This is a genomic window from Victivallis sp. Marseille-Q1083 (assembly GCF_903645315.1).
Classification (GTDB): domain Bacteria; phylum Verrucomicrobiota; class Lentisphaeria; order Victivallales; family Victivallaceae; genus UMGS1518.
In genome coordinates this window covers 2,316,991-2,336,114 of the sequence record NZ_CAHJXL010000001.1, presented here as the reverse complement: position 1 = coordinate 2,336,114, position 19,124 = coordinate 2,316,991, and the positions used below count along the sequence as shown (strand labels likewise).

At 57.7% G+C, this 19,124-nt stretch carries 17 protein-coding genes; 10 read left to right on the top strand and 7 right to left on the bottom strand.

Features of this window, described 5'->3' with window-relative positions:
• Nucleotides 1-92 precede the first annotated feature (92 nt).
• Nucleotides 93-2,339, top strand: coding sequence for a family 20 glycosylhydrolase (locus HWX74_RS09555; protein WP_176013320.1), 2,247 nt, complete (start codon nt 93-95; stop codon nt 2,337-2,339).
• An 83-nt stretch (nt 2,340-2,422) separates the two neighbouring features.
• On the top strand, nt 2,423-2,599 hold the full coding sequence (locus HWX74_RS09550) for a hypothetical protein (protein ID WP_176013319.1): 177 nt from the start codon (nt 2,423-2,425) through the stop codon (nt 2,597-2,599).
• 49 nt (nt 2,600-2,648) lie between these two features.
• Here HWX74_RS09550 and HWX74_RS09545 read toward each other — a convergent pair whose 3' ends face one another.
• Nucleotides 2,649-3,635 (bottom strand): class II fructose-bisphosphate aldolase, encoded by a 987-nt coding sequence (locus HWX74_RS09545; RefSeq protein WP_176013318.1) that lies wholly within the window; start codon nt 3,633-3,635, stop codon nt 2,649-2,651.
• 255 nt (nt 3,636-3,890) lie between these two features.
• On the opposite strand from HWX74_RS09545, the gene HWX74_RS09540 reads away from it, so the two are divergent.
• The 4 genes from HWX74_RS09540 (at nt 3,891) to HWX74_RS09525 (ending at nt 9,697) form a co-directional block, all read left to right on the top strand.
• Complete coding sequence (locus HWX74_RS09540; protein ID WP_176014581.1) at nt 3,891-5,552, top strand: diphosphate--fructose-6-phosphate 1-phosphotransferase; 1,662 nt, start codon at nt 3,891-3,893, stop codon at nt 5,550-5,552.
• 13 nt (nt 5,553-5,565) lie between these two features.
• The gene (gene gatC / locus HWX74_RS09535) at nt 5,566-5,877 is read left to right on the top strand and encodes an Asp-tRNA(Asn)/Glu-tRNA(Gln) amidotransferase subunit GatC (RefSeq protein WP_176013317.1); all 312 of its coding nucleotides are present in this window, start codon (nt 5,566-5,568) and stop codon (nt 5,875-5,877) included.
• A 3-nt stretch (nt 5,878-5,880) separates the two neighbouring features.
• Nucleotides 5,881-7,356 carry an Asp-tRNA(Asn)/Glu-tRNA(Gln) amidotransferase subunit GatA gene (gatA, locus tag HWX74_RS09530; RefSeq protein WP_176013316.1) on the top strand — a complete coding sequence of 492 codons (1,476 nt, stop codon included), beginning with the start codon at nt 5,881-5,883 and terminating at the stop codon, nt 7,354-7,356.
• Nucleotides 7,357-7,660: 304 nt separating this feature from the next.
• Nucleotides 7,661-9,697: an MFS transporter gene (locus HWX74_RS09525; RefSeq protein ID WP_176013315.1), complete on the top strand. Its 2,037-nt coding sequence runs from the start codon at nt 7,661-7,663 to the stop codon at nt 9,695-9,697.
• Nucleotides 9,698-9,707: 10 nt separating this feature from the next.
• Here the strand turns inward: HWX74_RS09525 and HWX74_RS09520 are convergent, their stop codons facing one another.
• The 3 genes from HWX74_RS09520 to HWX74_RS09510 form a co-directional block, all read right to left on the bottom strand.
• On the bottom strand, nt 9,708-10,130 hold the full coding sequence (locus tag HWX74_RS09520; RefSeq protein ID WP_217704915.1) for a PaaI family thioesterase: 423 nt from the start codon (nt 10,128-10,130) through the stop codon (nt 9,708-9,710).
• Between the two features lie 14 nt (nt 10,131-10,144).
• Entirely contained in the window at nt 10,145-10,705 is a 561-nt protein-coding gene (locus HWX74_RS09515; protein ID WP_176013314.1) for an NUDIX hydrolase, read from the bottom strand.
• Between the two features lie 165 nt (nt 10,706-10,870).
• Nucleotides 10,871-11,023, bottom strand: coding sequence for a hypothetical protein (locus HWX74_RS09510; protein WP_176013313.1), 153 nt, complete (start codon nt 11,021-11,023; stop codon nt 10,871-10,873).
• A 66-nt stretch (nt 11,024-11,089) separates the two neighbouring features.
• On the opposite strand from HWX74_RS09510, the gene coaE reads away from it, so the two are divergent.
• The 4 genes from coaE (at nt 11,090) to HWX74_RS09490 (ending at nt 15,399) form a co-directional block, all read left to right on the top strand.
• Entirely contained in the window at nt 11,090-11,659 is a 570-nt protein-coding gene (coaE, locus tag HWX74_RS09505; RefSeq protein WP_176013312.1) for a dephospho-CoA kinase, read from the top strand.
• Nucleotides 11,660-11,734: 75 nt separating this feature from the next.
• The gene (gene rho, locus HWX74_RS20670; RefSeq protein ID WP_176013311.1) at nt 11,735-13,657 is read left to right on the top strand and encodes a transcription termination factor Rho; all 1,923 of its coding nucleotides are present in this window, start codon (nt 11,735-11,737) and stop codon (nt 13,655-13,657) included.
• A 111-nt stretch (nt 13,658-13,768) separates the two neighbouring features.
• Nucleotides 13,769-14,062, top strand: a complete 294-nt coding sequence (locus HWX74_RS09495; protein ID WP_176013310.1) for a septum formation initiator family protein — start codon at nt 13,769-13,771, stop codon at nt 14,060-14,062.
• 182 nt (nt 14,063-14,244) lie between these two features.
• On the top strand, nt 14,245-15,399 hold the full coding sequence (locus tag HWX74_RS09490) for a LysM peptidoglycan-binding domain-containing protein (protein ID WP_176013309.1): 1,155 nt from the start codon (nt 14,245-14,247) through the stop codon (nt 15,397-15,399).
• A gap of 92 nt (nt 15,400-15,491) precedes the next feature.
• Here HWX74_RS09490 and HWX74_RS09485 read toward each other — a convergent pair whose 3' ends face one another.
• The 3 genes from HWX74_RS09485 to HWX74_RS09475 form a co-directional block, all read right to left on the bottom strand.
• Entirely contained in the window at nt 15,492-15,665 is a 174-nt protein-coding gene (locus HWX74_RS09485) for a hypothetical protein (protein ID WP_176013308.1), read from the bottom strand.
• Nucleotides 15,665-17,644 carry a hypothetical protein gene (locus tag HWX74_RS09480; protein WP_176013307.1) on the bottom strand — a complete coding sequence of 660 codons (1,980 nt, stop codon included), beginning with the start codon at nt 17,642-17,644 and terminating at the stop codon, nt 15,665-15,667. Before HWX74_RS09480 ends, HWX74_RS09485 begins: the two co-directional genes overlap by 1 nt.
• Nucleotides 17,645-18,052: 408 nt before the next feature.
• Complete coding sequence (locus HWX74_RS09475; protein WP_254872342.1) at nt 18,053-19,108, bottom strand: LacI family DNA-binding transcriptional regulator; 1,056 nt, start codon at nt 19,106-19,108, stop codon at nt 18,053-18,055.
• Between the last annotated feature and the right edge of the window lie 16 nt (nt 19,109-19,124).

Here is a 19,124-nt window from a genome sequence, read left to right as displayed (position 1 = left end):
CAATTTATTCTATAATAAACATTGAGTTCCAAATTGAATCGTCGGTCCCGCATCGAGATCATTGGCAACCACCAAACCAGGAAAGCGAAATTATGAATTTCCATCGCCGTTTCTCCTCACTGTTGCTGTTGGCGGCCTTCCTGACCGTCTCCGCCGCCGAAGCCCGCAACGTCTCTCCGGTCCCGCCGGCGCTGATTCCGCAGCCGGCCCAATTGGCGATCGACGCTGAGGCCCGGCCATTTTACCTGAGCAGCCACTGTACTGTCTACTACACCGGCGGAGCGGCAGCGGAAAAATGCGCCCGTCTGTTCGCCGAGCGGCTGAAGGAAACCGCCGACTGGACATTGCCGGTCGAGGCGGCTGTAAAGGCCGAATCGGCCGACGGCATTCTATTCCGCCTGGCCGAGCTGCCGCCCGATGCCGACCAACTGGACAGGGAAAGCTATCAACTGACGATTGAGCCGAACCTCGTTTGCGTGACTGCCGGCGACGAGGCCGGATTGTTCTACGGTCTGCAGACACTGCTGCAGTTGCTGCCGCCGCGGCTGGCCTACGGCTCCTTTGACGGCCCGCGTTTCGACGACAATTGGGAACACCGCGATTTGAGCCGCAGCCTTTACTCCGTGCCGCCGGCCCTGCCGGAAACCGTCGCCCTGCCGAAACTGACCATCGACGACCGGCCGCGTTATCCATGGCGCGGCAGCATGGCGGATGTCGCCCGTCACTATATGCCGATGGAATATCTCTATCAGCTCATCGACCTCATGGCGGCGCACAAGCTCAACACTCTGCAACTGCATCTGGTCGATGACCAGGCCTGGCGGCTGGAAATCAAGGCATTCCCGCAACTGGTCAAGGAAGGCAGCAGCGGCTCCTATTCCGGCGCGCCGGGCGGCTTCTACAGCCAGCAGGAGCTCCGGGAGCTGGTCGCTTATGCGGCGGAACGCCATATCACCATCGTCCCGGAAATCGACCTGCCCGGCCATTCGACGGCGGTGACCCGGGTGATGCATTTGAACTGCAATCCGTCGAGCGGCGTCTACTGCATCGGCAATCCGGAAACCTTCCCGTTTCTCGAAAAGGTTTTCGATGAAGTCCTGGAGATTTTTCCCTCCCGATACGTCCATATCGGCGGGGACGAGTGCCCGAAAGATGCCTGGCTGAACTGTCCGAAGTGCCAGGCTCTGATGAAACAGGAAAATCTGGCCAGCGGGGAAGCGCTGCAGAGTTACGTGACGCGTCATATGAACGACTATCTGCAGTCCAAAGGCCGCACCCTGATCGGCTGGGACGAAATTCTCGAAGGCGGCCTGCCGCCGAAAGCGGTGGTGATGAGCTGGCGCAGCCAGGACGGCGGCGTGGAAGCGGCCAAACTCGGGCACTACACGGTGATGTCGCCGACCGGTTACGTCTACCTGGACTACCGCCAGAGCGGCAACGAACCGTTCGGCGGCGCGCTGCTGCCGATGTCGAAGACTTATCAGTTCCAGCCGACGCCGCCGGAATTGACGCCGGAACAGCAGCACTACGTGCTCGGCGGCCAAGGCAACCTGTGGGCGGAAAATCTGCCGACGCCGGCCCATGCCGCCTATATGCTGGCCCCGCGGATCGCCGCAGTGGCGGAAGCGGTCTGGAGTCCGGCGGAAGTGCGCGACTGGCCGGATTTCGCCCGCCGGATGCTCACGCAGCTGGAACGCTACAGCGCGATGAAATTCCCGGCCCGTCAGCCGCGTGTCTTTTTCGAAGCGGCCGAAGAGGGCGTGCGCCTGCACTCCGAACTGCCCGGCGCCTCCATCCGTTATACGCTGAACGATGAAGAACCGGGCTGGACCTCGCTGCAGGCCCGGGACGGCCAACTGATTCCCTGGCAGGACGGCAAAACGCTGCAGGCCCGTCTGACCGGCAACCACGGCGCGCTGTTTCCGGTCAGCAGCAAAAAACTTTACCGGCCGCAAATCCATTTCGAGACCAATATGACTCAGCCTTACGGCATGGATCACGGACCGGAAGCGGCCTGGGATTACGATGAAGCCACCTATTTCTGGAGCGGCGAACCGCAGCAGGACGGTCAATATTTGACGGCGGTCCTGCACACGCCCAAAAAACTGGACAACATCCGGGTCGCGACCGGCGACCACGGCCGGGACATCCTTCACCAAGGGGTGCTGGAAGTGTCCGCCGACGGCAGGACGTTCACCAAAGCCGCCGACTTCGTCGACGGCGAAGCGGCGGCAAACCGGATCGACCAACCGGTCAAAGCCATCCGCATCCGGGTGACCGCCCCGGACGAACATTGGCTGATCATCAAGGAAATCGAAACGACCGAAGCCGCTAAATAATTACAACGGTTGAAAATGCCCCGCCCCCAGCTCAGTCCGGGACCGGGGCAATCTTTCCGAACGCCCCAAACTCAAGAAGCGGGATGGAGAAACGATGGCAGATGATTTCCGCCGGCCTGCTGATGTCGGTTCTGCCGGGCAATCCCGGCCGGATTCTGGAAAAACTCTATTTTTACTTGAAGCGGCATAAAAAGCGCCCGGAACTGGAACGGTTGCGGAAACTCGGCAAGAGTTCCAGCCAGGCCGAATTTTACCTGTAAATAAAAAAAAAGCGCCCGCCAATGACGGGCGCTTCACTTTACAGAATCATCAATCCTGCGCGTGGCCGGCCGAACCGAGCACCGCAATGTTTTTGTGCTTGTAAAGTTCCTTCAGCGCCGTACGGGCCGGGCCGAGATATTTGCGGGGGTCGAACTCTTCCGGCTTCTCGTTGAAGACTTTGCGGATCGCCGCCGTCATCGCCAGACGGCCGTCGGAATCGATGTTGATCTTGCAGACCGCCGATTTGGCCGCTTCGCGCAACTGATCTTCGCCGATGCCGATCGCATCTTTCAGCTTGCCGCCGTTTTCATTGATGATCTTGACCAGCTCCTGCGGAACCGAAGAAGAACCATGCAGCACGATCGGGAAACCCGGAATGCGCTTTTCAATTTCATGGAGGATGTCGAGACGGATTTTCGGATCGTCGCCCGGCTTGAATTTGTAAGCGCCGTGGGAGGTGCCGATGGCGATCGCCAGACTGTCCACGCCGGTGCGCTTGACGAAGTCTTCGACCTCTTCCGGCTGGGTATAGGTATGTTTTTCCGCCTTGACGTCGTCTTCGACGCCGGCGAGCACGCCGAGTTCGCCTTCAACGGTGACGTCATGCTGATGAGCATACTCGACGACGCGCCTGGTCAACTTGACGTTCTCTTCGTACGGCAGATGGGAACCGTCGATCATCACCGAGGAGAAACCGAAATCAATACAGCTCTTGCAGGTTTCGAAGTCCGGGCCGTGGTCGAGATGCAGCACGATCGGAATCGGCTTCTGGCCGGCGGCGTCGGCCAATTCCTTGGCATAAGCGACCGCCCCCTGCGCCATGTAACGCAGCAGCGTCTGGTTGGCGTATTCGCGGGCGCCCTTGGAAACCTGCAGAATCAGCGGCGACTGGGTTTCGGTACAGGCCTGGATAATCGCCTGGAGCTGCTCCATATTGTTGAAGTTGTAGGCCGGGATCGCGTACCCGCCCTTCACGGCTTTGGCGAACAGCTCGCGCGTGTTGACCAAACCGAGATCTTTATAGCTCACAGCCATTTTTCGACTCCTTTGAAAAAGTTTGGGTTATGAAAGACTCAATTCAAACTACTTGAATAGTGAAATAACAGAATTTACTTGCTTTTCGGCCGAATTGCAAATTTCAAAGCCGCGGGCGCCCTTTTTTTTCGGCGTTTTCCGGGAAAAAACAGTTTTAAACTTGATAAAACTCCGCAAAACAACTATTTTATTGATTTGAAAAGACAACTTCATTCAGACAGCAATTGTATGGTAAATTCAGGAAAGGATTTGATGATGAGCAAAATTTCCCCGCTGCAGAAAGCCCGTGCCGCTTACGCGCCGAAGCTGCCGCCGGCGCTGGTCAACGGCGCCAAAGTGAAAGTTGCGGAAGGCGCTCCGACCACGGCGGTAGCCGACGCGGAAAAAATTCAGAAGCTGTTCAGCGCCACCTTCGGCAGCCCGGTCCTGACTTTCGAGGCCGGCAGCGGCGACAGCCAGGCATATCCGGCGATGAATGTCGGCGTCATTCTTTCCGGCGGCCAGGCACCCGGCGGACACAACGTCATCGCCGGTTTGTTCGATGGGTTGAAATCGCTCAATCCGGCCAACAAGCTGTACGGCTTCCTCAACGGTCCGGACGGCCTGGTCAAGAACAAATATATGGAGCTGACTTCGGAATTGATCGCCGATTACCGCAATACCGGCGGCTTCGACATGATCGGTTCCGGCCGGACCAAGCTGGAAAAGGAAGAACAGTTCAAGCAGGGTTTTGCCAACTGCCAGGCGCTCGGCATCCAGGCGCTGGTCATCATCGGCGGCGACGATTCCAATACCAACGCCTGTCTGCTGGCGGAATATTTCAAAAAGAACCACCTGCCGATCAATGTCATCGGCTGCCCGAAAACCATCGACGGCGACCTCAAGAACGACCAGATCGAAACCTCTTTCGGCTTCGATACCGCCTGCCGGGTTTACAGTGAACTGATCGGCAACATCGGCCGTGACGCCAATTCCGCCAAGAAATACTGGCATTTCATCAAATTGATGGGCCGTTCCGCCTCCCACATCGCGCTGGAGTGCGCGCTGCAGACCCAACCGAACATCGCGATCATCTCCGAAGAGGTCGCCGCCAAAAAGATGACGCTCGGCGCCATCGTCGACCAGATGGCGGCAGTCATCGCCAAACGCGCCGCCAACGGCGACAATTTCGGCGTCGCCCTGATCCCGGAAGGATTGATCGAATTCGTACCGGAAGTGAAAGCGCTGATCGCCGAACTCAACGACCTGCTGGCCCGCGAAGCGGAAGCGTTCGGCAAACTCAATGACGCCGACAGCAAAATCGCCTTCGTCCAGGGCAAGCTCAATGCTGCCGAAGCGGCGGTGTTCAATACGCTGCCGCGCGGCATTCAGCTGCAGCTCTGCCTCGACCGCGACCCGCACGGCAACGTCCAGGTGTCGCTGATCGAAACCGAAAAGATGCTGGCCGAAATGGTCCGCACCCGGTTGCAGGAACTGGCCGCCGCCGGCAAATACAACGGCAAATTCAGCCCGCAGGTTCATTTCTTCGGCTATGAAGGCCGCTGCGCGGCGCCGTCCAACTACGATGCCGACTACTGCTACAGCCTCGGTTACACGGCCGCCGCCCTGATCGGCGCCGGCAAAACCGGTTATATGTCCTCGGTCCGCAACACGACCCGCCCGGCTTCGGAATGGGTCGCCGGCGGCATTCCGATCACGATGATGATGAACATCGAACGCCGCCACGGTGAAGACAAACCGGTAATTCGCAAGGCGCTGGTCGAACTCGACGGCAAGCCGTTCCAGTTCTTCGCCGCCAACCGCGACGCCTGGGCGGTGGAGACCGGCTATGTTTATCCGGGGCCGATCCAGTATTTCGGACCGAGCGAAGTCTGCGACCTGGTGACCAAGACGTTACTGTTGGAACAATCCAAATAATCCGGACGGCAAAATGACCAATACCGGCAAATCCATTGACGTCGGCTATGTCGCAGCGCTGGCCCGGCTTGAAATCGCCCCGGAGGCGCGCGAACGTCTCCAGCACGACATGGAAGCGATCGTCGATTATATCGAACTGTTGAGCGAGCTGGACGTCGACGGCATCGAACCGACCGCCCATGCGGTCGAATTGACCAATGTGGGGCGCGAAGATGTCGCCGGACAGCCGTTCGACCGCGAGGCCATGCTCAAAAATGCTCCGGCGCTGCTGAACGATGAATTGATCCGGGTACCCCAGGTGCTGCCCGGAGAAGGGATGAATTGATATATGAGCATCGATTTCACCCGTCTGACCGTCGGTCGGGCCGCCAAGCTGCTGGCGGAGAAGCATTGTTCCGCCGTTGAGCTGTGCCGGGGATACCTGGACCGCATTCAGGCCCAGGACGGCCAGGTCAAAGCGTTCCTGAAAATCGACGCCGACCGGATTCTCGACGCCGCACAGGCGGCGGATCAGCGCCGGGCCGACGGCCGGGCGCTGAGCGAATACGACGGCATTCCGATCGGCATCAAAGACTGCATCGTCACCGCCGGCGAAAGCTGCAGTTGCGCGTCGAAACTGCTGGAGCCGGTCGTTTCCCCTTACGATTCCACCGTCGTCGCCCGGTTGAAAGCCCGAGGCTTCATTCCGGCCGGCCGGTTGAATATGGACGAATTCGCGATGGGCTCCTCCTGCGAGAACAGCGCCTTTCAAAAGACCTGCAATCCGTGGGCTTTGGACCGGGTGCCGGGCGGTTCCAGCGGCGGCAGCGCCGCCGCGGTCGGCGCCCGGCTGGTGCCGGCGGCGCTGGGTTCCGACACCGGCGGTTCGATCCGCCAGCCGGCGGCCTTTTGCGGCGTCGTCGGCGTCAAACCGACTTACGGCCGGGTTTCCCGCTACGGTTTGGTGGCGTTCGCTTCGTCGCTGGATCAGATCGGGCCGATGACGCTGTCGGTGGAGGACGCCGCGCGGCTGCTCGATGTCATCGGCGGCCACGATCCCAAGGACTCCACGTCGCTGCCGCTCGACTGCGGCGGCTTCCTGGCGGCGGTGCAAGCGGCGGAAACCAAGGATCTGCGCGGCGTCAAAGTCGGTCTGCCCCGGGAATACTGCCAAGCCGCCGGTTTGAGCGGCAGCGTCAAACAGGCGCTCGACGAAGCGATTGAGCGTCTGAAACAGCTCGGCGCGGAACCGGTTGAAGTTTCCCTGCCGCATACCAAATACGCGGTGGCGGTTTATTACATCATCGCCACGGCGGAAGCCAGCGCCAACCTGGCCCGTTTCGACGGCATCCGCTACGGAGCGCGGGTCGAATCGAAGGATCTGGTCGACAGCTATTTCAAGAGCCGCGGCCAGGGGTTCGGCGAAGAGGTCAAGCGGCGAATCCTGCTGGGCACTTACGTGCTGAGCAGCGGTTATTACGACGCCTATTATCTGCGGGCCCAGAAAGTCCGCACGCTGATCCGGCGCGACTTTGAAGCAGCGTTCCGGCGTTGCGATATCCTGCTGACGCCGGTAACGCCGACGACCGCGTTCCGTTTCGGCGAGAAATCGGACCCGTTGCAGATGTACCTGTCGGATATTTTCACGATTGCGCTGAATCTGTCCGGCAATTGCGGCATCAGCATTCCGAGCGCCCTGGAGCCGGGAACCGGCCTGCCGATCGGCATGCAGTTCATCGCGCCGGCGCTGGCGGAAGGACGGCTGTTCGAAATCGGCCGGATTTTCGAAAAAAACGGTCCGGCGGAATTCATTCCGTCACGATAAGCTTTTCCGAAACCGGTTTTCAGCCCCGGACACCGCATTCGAGTAAAACTGAATGCGGTGTTTATTTTTTTACCTGAATCGAGCCGCAATTGTGTCCGCAAACCGCCAAAACGACCGCGTCCGATTTTTTAGTTGAAAAATTCGATTTGCACCGGGCTTGATGGTTGACTTTCCCGCTCAATTATGCTAAACTTTCAACTTAATAAAGTTGAAATCCCCATGCCCACACCCGTGCAGGAGTGTTTCGACTTATCGGAATTAGACGTTTCATTGTTTTCGGAACAATCAACCAATGGTGTCAAGAATGATGGCAGATACCCTTGCTCCCACTCCGAAAGCGGCCGTCTACCGCTGCGGCACGCTTACCTACACGCTGTTCAGTCTGATCGTCGTCTCCGGCTGGCTGCTGTTGGCCGGCTTCTGTTACAGCCTGGTCAACAATATCACCAGCAACGTCCTGCCGATCCAATTGAAGCTGTATGAAACGCCGGACTGGCTGATCGGCTTGATTCTCACCACGCTGCCCGGCATCTGGAACATGACGGTCTGCCCCTGGGTCAGCGCTTCCAGCGACCGTCACCGCGGCCGGTTCGGCCGCCGGATTCCCTACATTCTCTACACGCTGCCGTGTATGGTCGGCGGGCTGGTGCTGTTCGCCTTCGGCCCGGAAATCGGCAGCTTCCTGCACGGCATCGCCGCTTTTTCGAACTATTCGGCGACGACGCTGACCATCGCGGTACTGGGCTGCACGGTGGTTTTTTACCAATTTTTCTACATGTTCACCGGTTCCGTCTTCTGGTATCTTTTCAACGATGTGATTCCGGCGCAGTTTCTGACCCGCTTCGCCGGTTTGTTCACCATCAGCCAGGCGGCCGGCGCCACCGTATTCAATTACTTTCTATTCGAATACGCCGAAACACACGCCCGGGAAATCTTCCTGCTGGCCGCCGTCGCCTTCCTGACCGGATTTGGCTTACTCTGCTGGCGGGTCAAAGAAGGCCATTATCCGCCGGTCGAAGAGAGCGAGCTGTCAAACCAGGAAATCCGCAGCCTGGGCAAGCAGACCAAACTGGTCATCGAATTTTTTCTGGAGAGTTTCTCGGTCAAACTCTACTGGCTGATCTACCTGCAGACCACGCTCGGCGCGATCGGCGGCACCATCTGGACTTTCGCCATCTTCTTCAACCGGGAGCTCAACATTTCGCTGGCGGAACTCGGCGTCATCAATGCGGTGGCGCAAATTCTGGTGGTGCTGCTGACTTATTTCGCCGCCTACCTGGCCGACCGCTGGCATCCGATGCGGGTCAACGCCTATTTCGTCATCTTCAACGCCGTCGGCGCGTTCGGCGCCTGGACCTGGTTGTTCGTCACCCCGCCGGACAATTATTTCTTCTGGATGAACCTGGCAGGGCAAATCGGCTGCTTCGGCACCATCCTCTTCAATTGCAGCGGCTTCCCGAAAGAGATGCGGGTGTTCGCCGGTTCCCGCTTCGGACAGATCTGCTCGGCGCAGGCGATGCTGCGCAGCATCGGCGCCACCGTCACCGGCGTGCTGGCCGGGCTGTTCATCACCCAAATCAAAGGCTTCTATCCGGACAATCCCGATTTCGCCTACCGCTATATCTTCATCTGGGCCGGCGTCTTCACCGCTCTTTCCGGCGTCATCGGTTTTTACATCTACCGGGAATGGCTCCGGCTCGGCGGACTGGAACACTACCGGGCGCCGGCGCCGTGGAGCAAGGACCGATATGAAACGATGCCCAATCCCCAAGTGACCTACATTTCGCCGTACTGGCTGCGGTTCGCGCTGAAAATCTGGAATGTCCTGGTCATCTGGGGCGTCATCCAGTACGCCGGGTTGACGGTTTATTTCTTTGCGGCCGGCCGGGTGTCGCTGGGCTGGAAATTCGTGTTCACCGTGCTGCCGGTCGCGGCGCTGGGCATGTTCTGGTGGCTGGCGATTGTCAGGGGCATCCGGCGCGACCTGAAAATCGCCCAGCGCGGCGGTGAGCTCAAGCTCGGCATCCCGCATCACGGCATTCCGTTGATTTTCGCGTTGCAGAATATCGGCAGCACGCTGATCGGCTTCGTCTGGATCTGGGCGCTGGTGTTCCGGGTCTATGACGATCAACTGGTCTGGATCTATTACCTGGGAACGGCCATCGGCGGGATCTGCACCTACCTAGCGTTCTGGGTGCTGCGGCGCATGGAACGCGGCAACAGCCAGCTTCAGCCGGAAAATCCGGACGAAAATTACCTGCGCACCGCGATGCGGAACTGCCGGACCAGAACCGTCGAACTGATCGTCAATCGGAACAAGGCGGCCCGGCCGGAAGCCTGACTCCGGCCGGTCAATCGGAGAAGAACGCGAAACGCTCCTCGGAAATGAACGCGTTGGCGGTCGCCCTGGCCACCAGTTTGCCCTGTTGATTCAGCACGTCGATGTTGTACAGCCCGGTGCGTCTGCCGCGGTTCACCTCGGTCGCCACCGCCCGCAGTTGCGGCCCGGCCCCGGGCCGCAGGTAGGTGATGCCGGAATGCTGGGTGACCGCCTTGAAACCGTGCGAATTGGCGGCGGCGGCCAACGCCAGATCGGCCAGCGTAAAAATTGCGCCGCCCTGGACATGGCCGAGCCCGTTCAGGCTCGCCTCGGTCACCGTCAGCACCGCTTCGGCATACCCCGGCTCAATACATTCCACCTGAATCCGGTTCGACCGGCAAAAGCGGTCCTGTTCATTCAACATTTTCTTCAATTCTTCCAGAGCAGCAGACATTTTTCGTTCTCCGTTCAGCAATTCAACGCATAAGCCGTCAATTTGGCATCGATGCCGCAACCATCTTTCACCGCCTGCTCGAGAAAAGCGGCCAGACCGGCCTTCGGCGGCAGGATGACTTCAATCTGTTCCGAATCCTCCTGATGCGGCACCGGCGGCTCGGGATAATCGGCGTCGGCCACCTCGATCACCGCGGTCACGATCGTTTCGCCGGACATGCCCGGCGAATTGTAGCCGGGCGGCAGGACGGCAAGCAATTTGCCGCAATAACCGGTTTCCTCATACAGTTCCCGCTCCGCCGTCCGGGCCGGAGTTTCCCCCGGGTCGATCAAACCGGCCGGAAACTCGATCAGGTATCTGCCGGCCGGAGGCCGGAACTGCCGGACCAGAATCAGCCGTTCGGAAGGCTTCAGAACCGCGACGATCAGCACGGCGCCGGCGGAATTGACCCGGTCAACCCCTTCCCAGTGCCGCTCCCGGCCGCGTTCGTCCTGAAACAGAATATTTTTGAGCGCCAGAAAACGCCCTTCGGCAACCGTGTCGGTTCGAACAATGCGGGGAAGACTATGGCTCATGATTTTTAAAAAAGTTATTTTTTTCTTGAATTTATATTTGCAAAAAAGTACCGCATGGTCTATTTTACCCACAGCGGCTTCCTGATGATTCTGTTAGTGACAATTGATTTTCAAGAATATCCGATCTTTTAAATTCCAGTTTGTTGTTTTGACTTTTGTAAAAAATTATGGATTGTATTTCGTCGCTTGAGAAAAAATAACCTCAATCGGCAGGAAAACAATCCCGAAAACCGATGATTTTGCTGAAAATACTTCCAAATGTAAAAAGAAAAATTCCGGACGGGTGCGATCAACACAGTTGAGTTTTCTTTTTTTCATCCGGGCGGCCATCCGGCCGATTCCGGCAAGTTTTTTCAGCGATATGATTTCAATGAGGACAAAAAAATGAGAATAGGCCTGACCGGCGGCATCGGCTGCGGCAAAAGCACGGTATTGCAGATTTTTGCCGAGCACGGCTACCATGCTTACAGCGCGGACAGCATCTGCCACGAGGCATATCTGGAAACGGCCATCGTCGATGCGCTGCTGGAACGCTGGGGAAAGCGCATTTTGGGTGAGGACGGCCGGCCGGAACGCCGGAGAATCGCCGGTATCGTCTTCGAGGAAAGCGTGGAATTGGAATTTCTGACCGGTCTGCTGCACCCTTATTTGAAACAGCGGCTGGCGGAACTGCTGGCCGCGGAGCAACAGGGCGGTTACCCGGCGATTTTCGAAGTTCCCTTGCTGTTCGAGGTCGGCTGGGAGGCGATGTTCGACTGCACGGTCGCAGTGTGGAGCACGCCGGCGGTCCGTTACGCGCGACTGGCGGAACGCGGCTGGTCGCCGGACGAAACCGCCCGCCGGGAACAGGCGCAACTGTCCGCGGACGACAAACTGGAAAAGGCCGACATCGGCATCATCAACAACGGAACCCGCGACGAACTGCTCCGCCAATGCCGTCTGCTGATCGGCTGACGGCCTGAATTTATCACAACCGCTTATTATTGATTCATAATCATTTTTGATCAAAACTACCTGTAAGGAAAAATCATGGACGAACAAAAAGAATTCAATCTGGAAAGTTCACCGGCCGCCGAAGCGCCAAAGAAACGTCGCGGCCGGCCGCCGAAGAAAAAAGTCGAGGAAACGGAAGCGGCGGCGCCCGCCGCAACGCAGATGGCCGCACCGGACTTACTGGTTCAACCGCCGCAGCAGCCGGCCAGGCCGGAAACGCCGCCGGCCAAAGCGGAAGCCGCCGTTCAACCGCCGCCGACCGGAGAAAATCTTCCCGCCGCCGAGCGGCCGGCCAAACGCCAACAGGAAGGCGGCTTCCGCAACAACAATAACAACAAAGACCGTCGCAACAACAACAATAACAACAAGAACCGCTTCAACAAGCAGCGCAACCGTTACAACGGCAACGGCAACGGCGACGAACCGTCCCGCAACAATAACGGCGGCAACCAGCCGGACGAATACCGCTACAACAACAGCTACAACGAAGAAAACCGCTATTATGACGCCGACGGCTACCGGGAAGACTCCGTCCAGCCCGGCCCGGCCTATCAGGAGGAGTACGGCTACCCGCCGGAAGCGCGGCCGCGGGAAACGCCGCAAATCGAAGGATTGCCGGCGGATCCCGACGAAGAATACATCAACAACCGGCGCGACAACAACCGCCACAACCGCCACAAGGAGCAGCAGCGCGACCGGATTGCGCCGAGCCTGAACATCGCCGAACTGCACGAAAAATCGATGGTCGAGCTGTCGAAGATGGCCGAAGAACTGGGCATCGAAGGCATCGGCGCGCTGGAAAAGCCGCGACTGGTTTTCGAAATTCTCAAAGCCAACGCCGAAAAAAGCGGCCAGATGTACGGCAGCGGCTATCTGGAAATTCTGCCGGACGGCTTCGGTTTCCTGCGGTCGGCCAACTACAGCTACCTGCCCTGCTCGGAAGATATTTATTTGAGTCCCTCCCAGATCAAGCGTTTCGCGCTGAAAACCGGCGATTTCATCGGCGGCCAGATCCGGACGCCGCGGGAGAAGGAGCGCTTCTTCGCCATGCTCAAAGTGGAGACGATCAACGACGACGCGCCGGAGCGCAAGAAGGAGATCATCCCGTTCAACAACCTGACGCCGTACTTTCCGACCCAGCGGCTGGTGCTGGAACACGATTCCACCGACCTGTCCACCCGGGTGGTCGATCTGGTCACGCCGATCGGCAAAGGCCAGCGCGGTCTGATCGTCGCGCCGCCGCGCACCGGCAAAACGGTGCTGCTGCAGAAGATGGCCAACAGCATTTCCAAAAACAACCCGGAAGTCAAACTGATCATCCTGCTGATCGACGAGCGCCCGGAAGAAGTGACCGACATGCAGCGTTCGGTGGCGGCCGAGGTGGTCAGCTCCACCTTCGATGAACCGCCGGAGCGGCATGTCCAGGTCGCCGAAATGGTCATCGAAAAAGCCAAGCGGCTGGTGGAATACAAACACGACGTCGTCATTCTGCTGGACAGCATCACCCGCCTGGCCCGCGCCTACAACACGCTGCAGCCGCACAGCGGCAAAATTCTTTCCGGCGGCGTCGACGCCAATGCGCTGCACAAGCCGAAACGTTTCTTCGGCGCGGCCCGCAATATCGAGAACCACGGCAGCCTGACCATCATCGCCACCGCGCTGATCGACACCGGCAGCCGGATGGATGAAGTTATTTTCGAAGAATTCAAGGGCACCGGCAACATGGAACTGCATCTGGACCGCAACCTGGCCGACAAGCGCATTTATCCGGCCATCAATATCGAAAAGAGCGGCACCCGCAAGGAAGAGTTGCTGCTGCATCCGGATGAGTTGCAGAAACTCTGGACACTGCGCCGGGCGATGAACGGCGTGCCGGCCAATGAGGCGATGGAACTGCTGATCGGCAAGCTGAAAAAAATTCCGACAAATATTGAGTTTTTGTTGACCATGCAGGTTTGACAACCGGCGTTTCCGGTCTATATTGTTGAAAATTAGCGTATAGCTCTTCCGCCGGCATTGTCAATAAAAAATGCCGGCGGGACAATTCCGGAAAATATGGGCGGCGGACAGATGGACGAGAAAAAGAAGAAAATTTTGCTGTGCTTCTTCTATGTGGTGGCACTGTCTCTGATCGTATCCGCCGCCGTCCTGATCTGGCCGGTTCACCGGCAATATGAAAAGCAGCAGGCTGCCTTGAATGACCTCCGGGCCTATGTGGCCGGGCGCACCGCCGAATGCATCAAGCTCAACCGCCAGGTGCATGAACTGGAAAACTCCCCGCAGGCGGTGGAAAAAGTGGCCCGCGAAAAATTCGGTTTGTGCCGCGAAGGCGAAATCATCATGCGTTACCGCCGAATGAATTGAAATGACCGAAGGGCCGGGCCTCCGGGACCGTATCGGAGGGAAGTGGAAATTTTCCTCGCGATATTTTTAATTGTCCGTTGCATTTTTCCGGTAAATTCGTATATTTTCATAGACAGGTATTCGATTCAAAAGAACAGGTTGCAAAACCATAAAAATTTTATCAGCTTAACGGAGGTTCTATCGTGCAGCGCAATTTGAAATTCATCACCGGCTTCACCGTATCGCAACTGGTACTGCTGTCCGGTCTCGTTTTGACCGGCGGTTGTCGCTCCTCGGTCATGGGTGAACGGCGTTATGTGCCGGAACCGGTTTCCGACTCCTACCGGTATGACGACACGGCGATCACCACCGTGCCGCCGCCGAACATGCCGGCCGAAACGGCGTTCCAATCGGCTGCCCTCCCGGCGGAAGAACCCGATACCACGATTCCGGCGGAGGTGACCACCCAGGAAAAACCGGCGGGCAAAAAATATCCGGCCTTCGACCCCAGTACCATCAAAGAAGCGCCGGCAACCCCGGCGGTGACGGCCAAGACTTCGCCGGTTGCCGCGTCGTCAAACGGCGGCAGTTATACTGTCAAGAAAAATGATTCGTTGTGGAAAATCGCCAAGGCGCACGGCGTCACCGTCGCCAATTTGGCCGCCTGCAACAATCTTTCGGAAAAATCGGTTCTCCGCGTCGGGCAGACGTTGCAGATTCCGGCTGCCGGTGCCAAGATCGTCACCCAAGCGGCGCCGACCGGCGATGCGTCGAAGCCGACCAAACCGCAGAAAGAATCCTCCGGCAGCGCTCCTTCCCACAAAGCCGAACCGTTGCCGGCCGACGGCGTTTACGTCGTCAAGAAAAATGATTCGGTGTGGCTGATCGCCAAGCGGTTCCAGATTTCCAGCGCCGAGATCATCAAATTGAACAATCTGCCGGCCAATCCGGTGTTGCAGATCGGCCAGAAACTGAAAATGCCGAACGCGCCGGCCGGTACGACAACGACGACCGCCAATACGCCGAAAATAACGCCTCAGCCGACCGATTCGTCCAATGTGGGCGACATTCTGGGCGGGGCCACCGGCGGGACCGCCGCGCCGGCAGTGTCCACGCCTTCGACACCGGTAACTCCGACGACGGAAACGCCGAGTACCGGCGCGGAAGTCCCGACCGATCCGGTGATCACCAACGAGACGATCATTCCGGTCGATGTCGAACGGGATACGACCGTTGAAGCGCTGGCGAAAGATTACAATATCAAGGCGGAAGACCTTTACCGGGTCAATCCGGATCTGCCGTCCGACGGCCAGTTGAAAGCCAAAAGCCTGATCCTGATTCCGATTCCGGAAAATTGATCGAACTTGTTCCGGTAATTACGAACCTCCCCGGGAAATTTTTCCAGGGGAGGTTTTTTTTGTGGCAATAGAAAAGCAACCGGCGCCGCCTTTTAAACGACGGCTGCTTCCCGCTCAAGCCGTTCTTCTTCCTCCGGTTGGCCGGTTGAAGCGGCCGACGGAATCAAATCGAAATCGGACATGACGAAATAATGGTCGCTGGGAAAACGGCCGTCGATCGAATCCATGACCATCATCGCTCCGACGGCCCGCAGCGGACCGCGCATCAGGCATTCCGCCGACGGCGAAACAGGTCACGGAAGCCGCGGCCTGGCATTGCTTCGGTGACAATGCCGCGTTCCATTCGGGCGACGATATAAACGCTCAATACCATCACGCCGCTGTTGGAAACTTCCGCCATCATGAAAGCAAACCCGCCGTTCCCGCCCAACAGCATTACCTGATAGATTCCCACTCCGACCAGCACCAATTGCCGCAGTGCCACCAACAGCAGCAATCCATGATGCGGGATGCCGTTCCGCGGCATTTCTCCGACAAGAACCCGGTCGATATCCCGCCGGATTCCCCGGCGGACCCAGATCCAGACGATGAGAATGCCGGTCTGGCATGGCAACGCCCAGGCAAAAAGCTGCCGCGACAGGACGGTCAGCTCCCGTTGCCATGCCCAACAGCCTAGAACAATCACGGTCGCCAGCGTCAGCAGGACCAGAAGGTCGAAGCAGTAAATTGCCAGCCGCAGCAATCCAGCATTCGGCGGCAGGGTTTCCGGCTGGGGAAGCGGCTCCCGGCCGCCTGGTACCCAGTTGGCCGGCGCCTGATAATTCCGGTAGCCGCCCAGCCGCCCCCACTCCCGGTACATGATATAGGCGACCGCCGCCGTCGGAACCAGCCAGACCAGTTGCCAGATCGGCACAAAGCGGTAATTGTAGGTCTGGCTGACCGGAAACCAGATCCGCAGCCAGTCGAACAATACGCCGATAAAGAGGCTGAAAAGCGTACAGACCAGCGACCGAATCAAAGCCTGCGCCGAACAGAAAGACCCGAAGCGGGATTTAGGAAAGGTCAGCATTTGCATCGGCAGACTGGCAATGGAACAGGTCGCCGTCAAAAGAGCCCCGCCGGCAGTGATGAAAATCCCGACTATCCAGTAGGAGCCGCCGGGCAGGATGCCGAACAACCATTTCCAAGCATAGGCGCTGCCGCATACGCCGAACAGGATGCCGTAAATATAAATCCGCATCGGATGCCAGCGGTCGATCAGCACCCCGGCTCCCAACGTGACCAAGAGTGTGGCACCGAAGGAAACCATGCCGCCGATGCCGACCATTTTGCCGATCAGGTCGTCATCCAATCCCATTTCCCGGTTGAAAAAATAACTGAAAATATACGCTCCACCGCTGATTGCCACCAATGTGGTAAGCACATAGCGCAGGAGATAGAAACGGCTACAGCAGCTCTCTCGGCAGAACAGCCACAGAGTGTGATACCAGGTCTTTTCTCCTTCCGCTTCTTCACCGGCCACCGGCGGATATTCGCCTTCTTTAATCATCACGCACATCAGTCCCATGCCGACTGCGTATAAAATGCCGGAAACGACGAAGATCTCGGTATACCACGGTGCAGCATATTTGAAGACGAAGAAATTGAAAGCGGCAATACCCGCATTCGACGCCACCTGAAACGCTCCCATCACCCGGCCGAAAAACTGGGCCGGAATGACATCGTTGAAAATGTACCAGAAAACCGAATTGACATACATATTGGCAAACTGGAACATGAACATCACCAAGGCGATGACCACGATGGTCATCGTGACCGGCGCGATATCGACCCAGCCAGCAGTGGCGGCAGCTAGCCAGCTGCCGATCCGATCGCCGAAACCAAACAGAATCAACGACAGCGAAATGAACGGCAGCGACATCAGAATAAACGGAATGCGCCGTCCCCACCGGCTACGGTAGCGGTCGCTCTTGAAGCCAACCATCGGGCAGATGATGATGTTCAAAGTGCCACCGATCACCGCCAGAATAATCGAATTCTGGAAATCGGAAGCGCCGAGCTCCTGAAGCTTGACCGGCAACATGCAGCCGGGAAGCATCGTGAATACGCTCAACGTCATTCCGCCAACCATCAGCCAGATGAATACCGCCGCCAGGGAGCGCAAAGTGTAATTCAACGTGCCACAGGTATAACGGCCGGGAACAGCCACCTCCTGGAAATTCACCTCTGTCTGATTGTTTTTCATTTCTTCTGCTGCTTTCTGAAAAAGGAATTGAGCTATTGACAAGCCATTTCCAGCCCCCTGAAATGAAGACAAGTGCCAATGATGTTGCAACGTTTGGCGCGACCAACATCAAAATCACTTCCAAATTATAACCCTCAAAATCCAAGAAAATTAAGGATTTTCCCGGATTTTTTTATCTTTACATCGCCTTCAGAAAATATCTTTTTCAATAAAAAAATTAATTCGCTTCACTCCTGTTCATACTCCTCTGTTCCGGCGGCGCCGAGGTTATCGGACGGCATTCCGTAACAGACCATTTTTTGATTTACCGGGAAATCTAATTGAATATAGCAAACCTTTGAAGAAAAAGCAAGAGGAAAAAATCAAAAACAACGAGAAAAAATTTAAAGTTCAGTAAACACCGTCCGCTCAGGATGATTCGCCCTGAATCAGCGTGGGCTTAACCAGCACTTCCCGCAGCTCCCGCTTTTGAGCAGCCGGCTGCTGCATATAATTGACCAGCAACTCCGCCGCCATGCGGCCGATCCGGTCGAAATGATAATCCAACCCGGTAATGGCCGGGCGAGTCACTTCCCCGTATTTCTCATGGCGGTTGCTGACAATGGCAATGTCTTCCGGCACCCGGATGCCGCGCTCTTGCAGTTCCCGCATCAGCCACAACGCGGTGTAATCGCTGAAAACGATCAAGGAATCCGGCTCGCGGCGCAGCAATTTTTCGGTAAACCCGCGATGGAACTGCCGGTGTTCGGCGGGGATATCGTCGAGTACCAGCAGTTCCTCCGGCGATTCCACGCCGAATTCCCGCAATGTCTCGACGAATGAACTGATCCGCTTGTATTGCGTCCAGTCGATCACCTTCAAATTGACCAGCAGAGGGCGGCGCCGGCCGCGGGAAAAGAGATGTTCGCACAACAGCCGGACGCCGTATTCCTGGTCCTGGCCGATGAAGGAACTGTCTCCCCGCGTCACCGGCTCCTGAATCAGTACCAGATTGTTGAATCGCCGGAAAAGCCGGGCGGTTTCCGGCTTGAAATTCAAGTAGGTATGGCTGCTGCAGATCACCCCTTCAACGCCGCGGCTGTAAAAGTCGTCCAGATGCTTTTCCAAAAGATCGACCCGGTCGTGCAGCAGCCCGACCTGCATGCGGTAGTCGGCGGCGGAAAGCACCTCCTCGGCATGCGCCATGCAGGTAATCCAGTTGGGAAAGGCACAACTGTCGATGATGTAACCGACAATGCCGCTGCGGCCGCCGGTCAACTGCCGGGCGATCAGGTTCGGATGGTAGTCCAGCTCGGCGGCAAGCTGCAGCACCCGCTCCCTGGTCTGCCGGGAAACCCGCACCGAGCCGGCCCGCGGATTGAGGATATGGGAAACGGTGATCCGGCTCACCCCAGCCAGCTCGGCAATATCCTGCAGCCGCACCTTGCCGCGGCTGGAACGTTTGGTCGAATCCCCATTCTCCATCACTTGAAAACTCCTG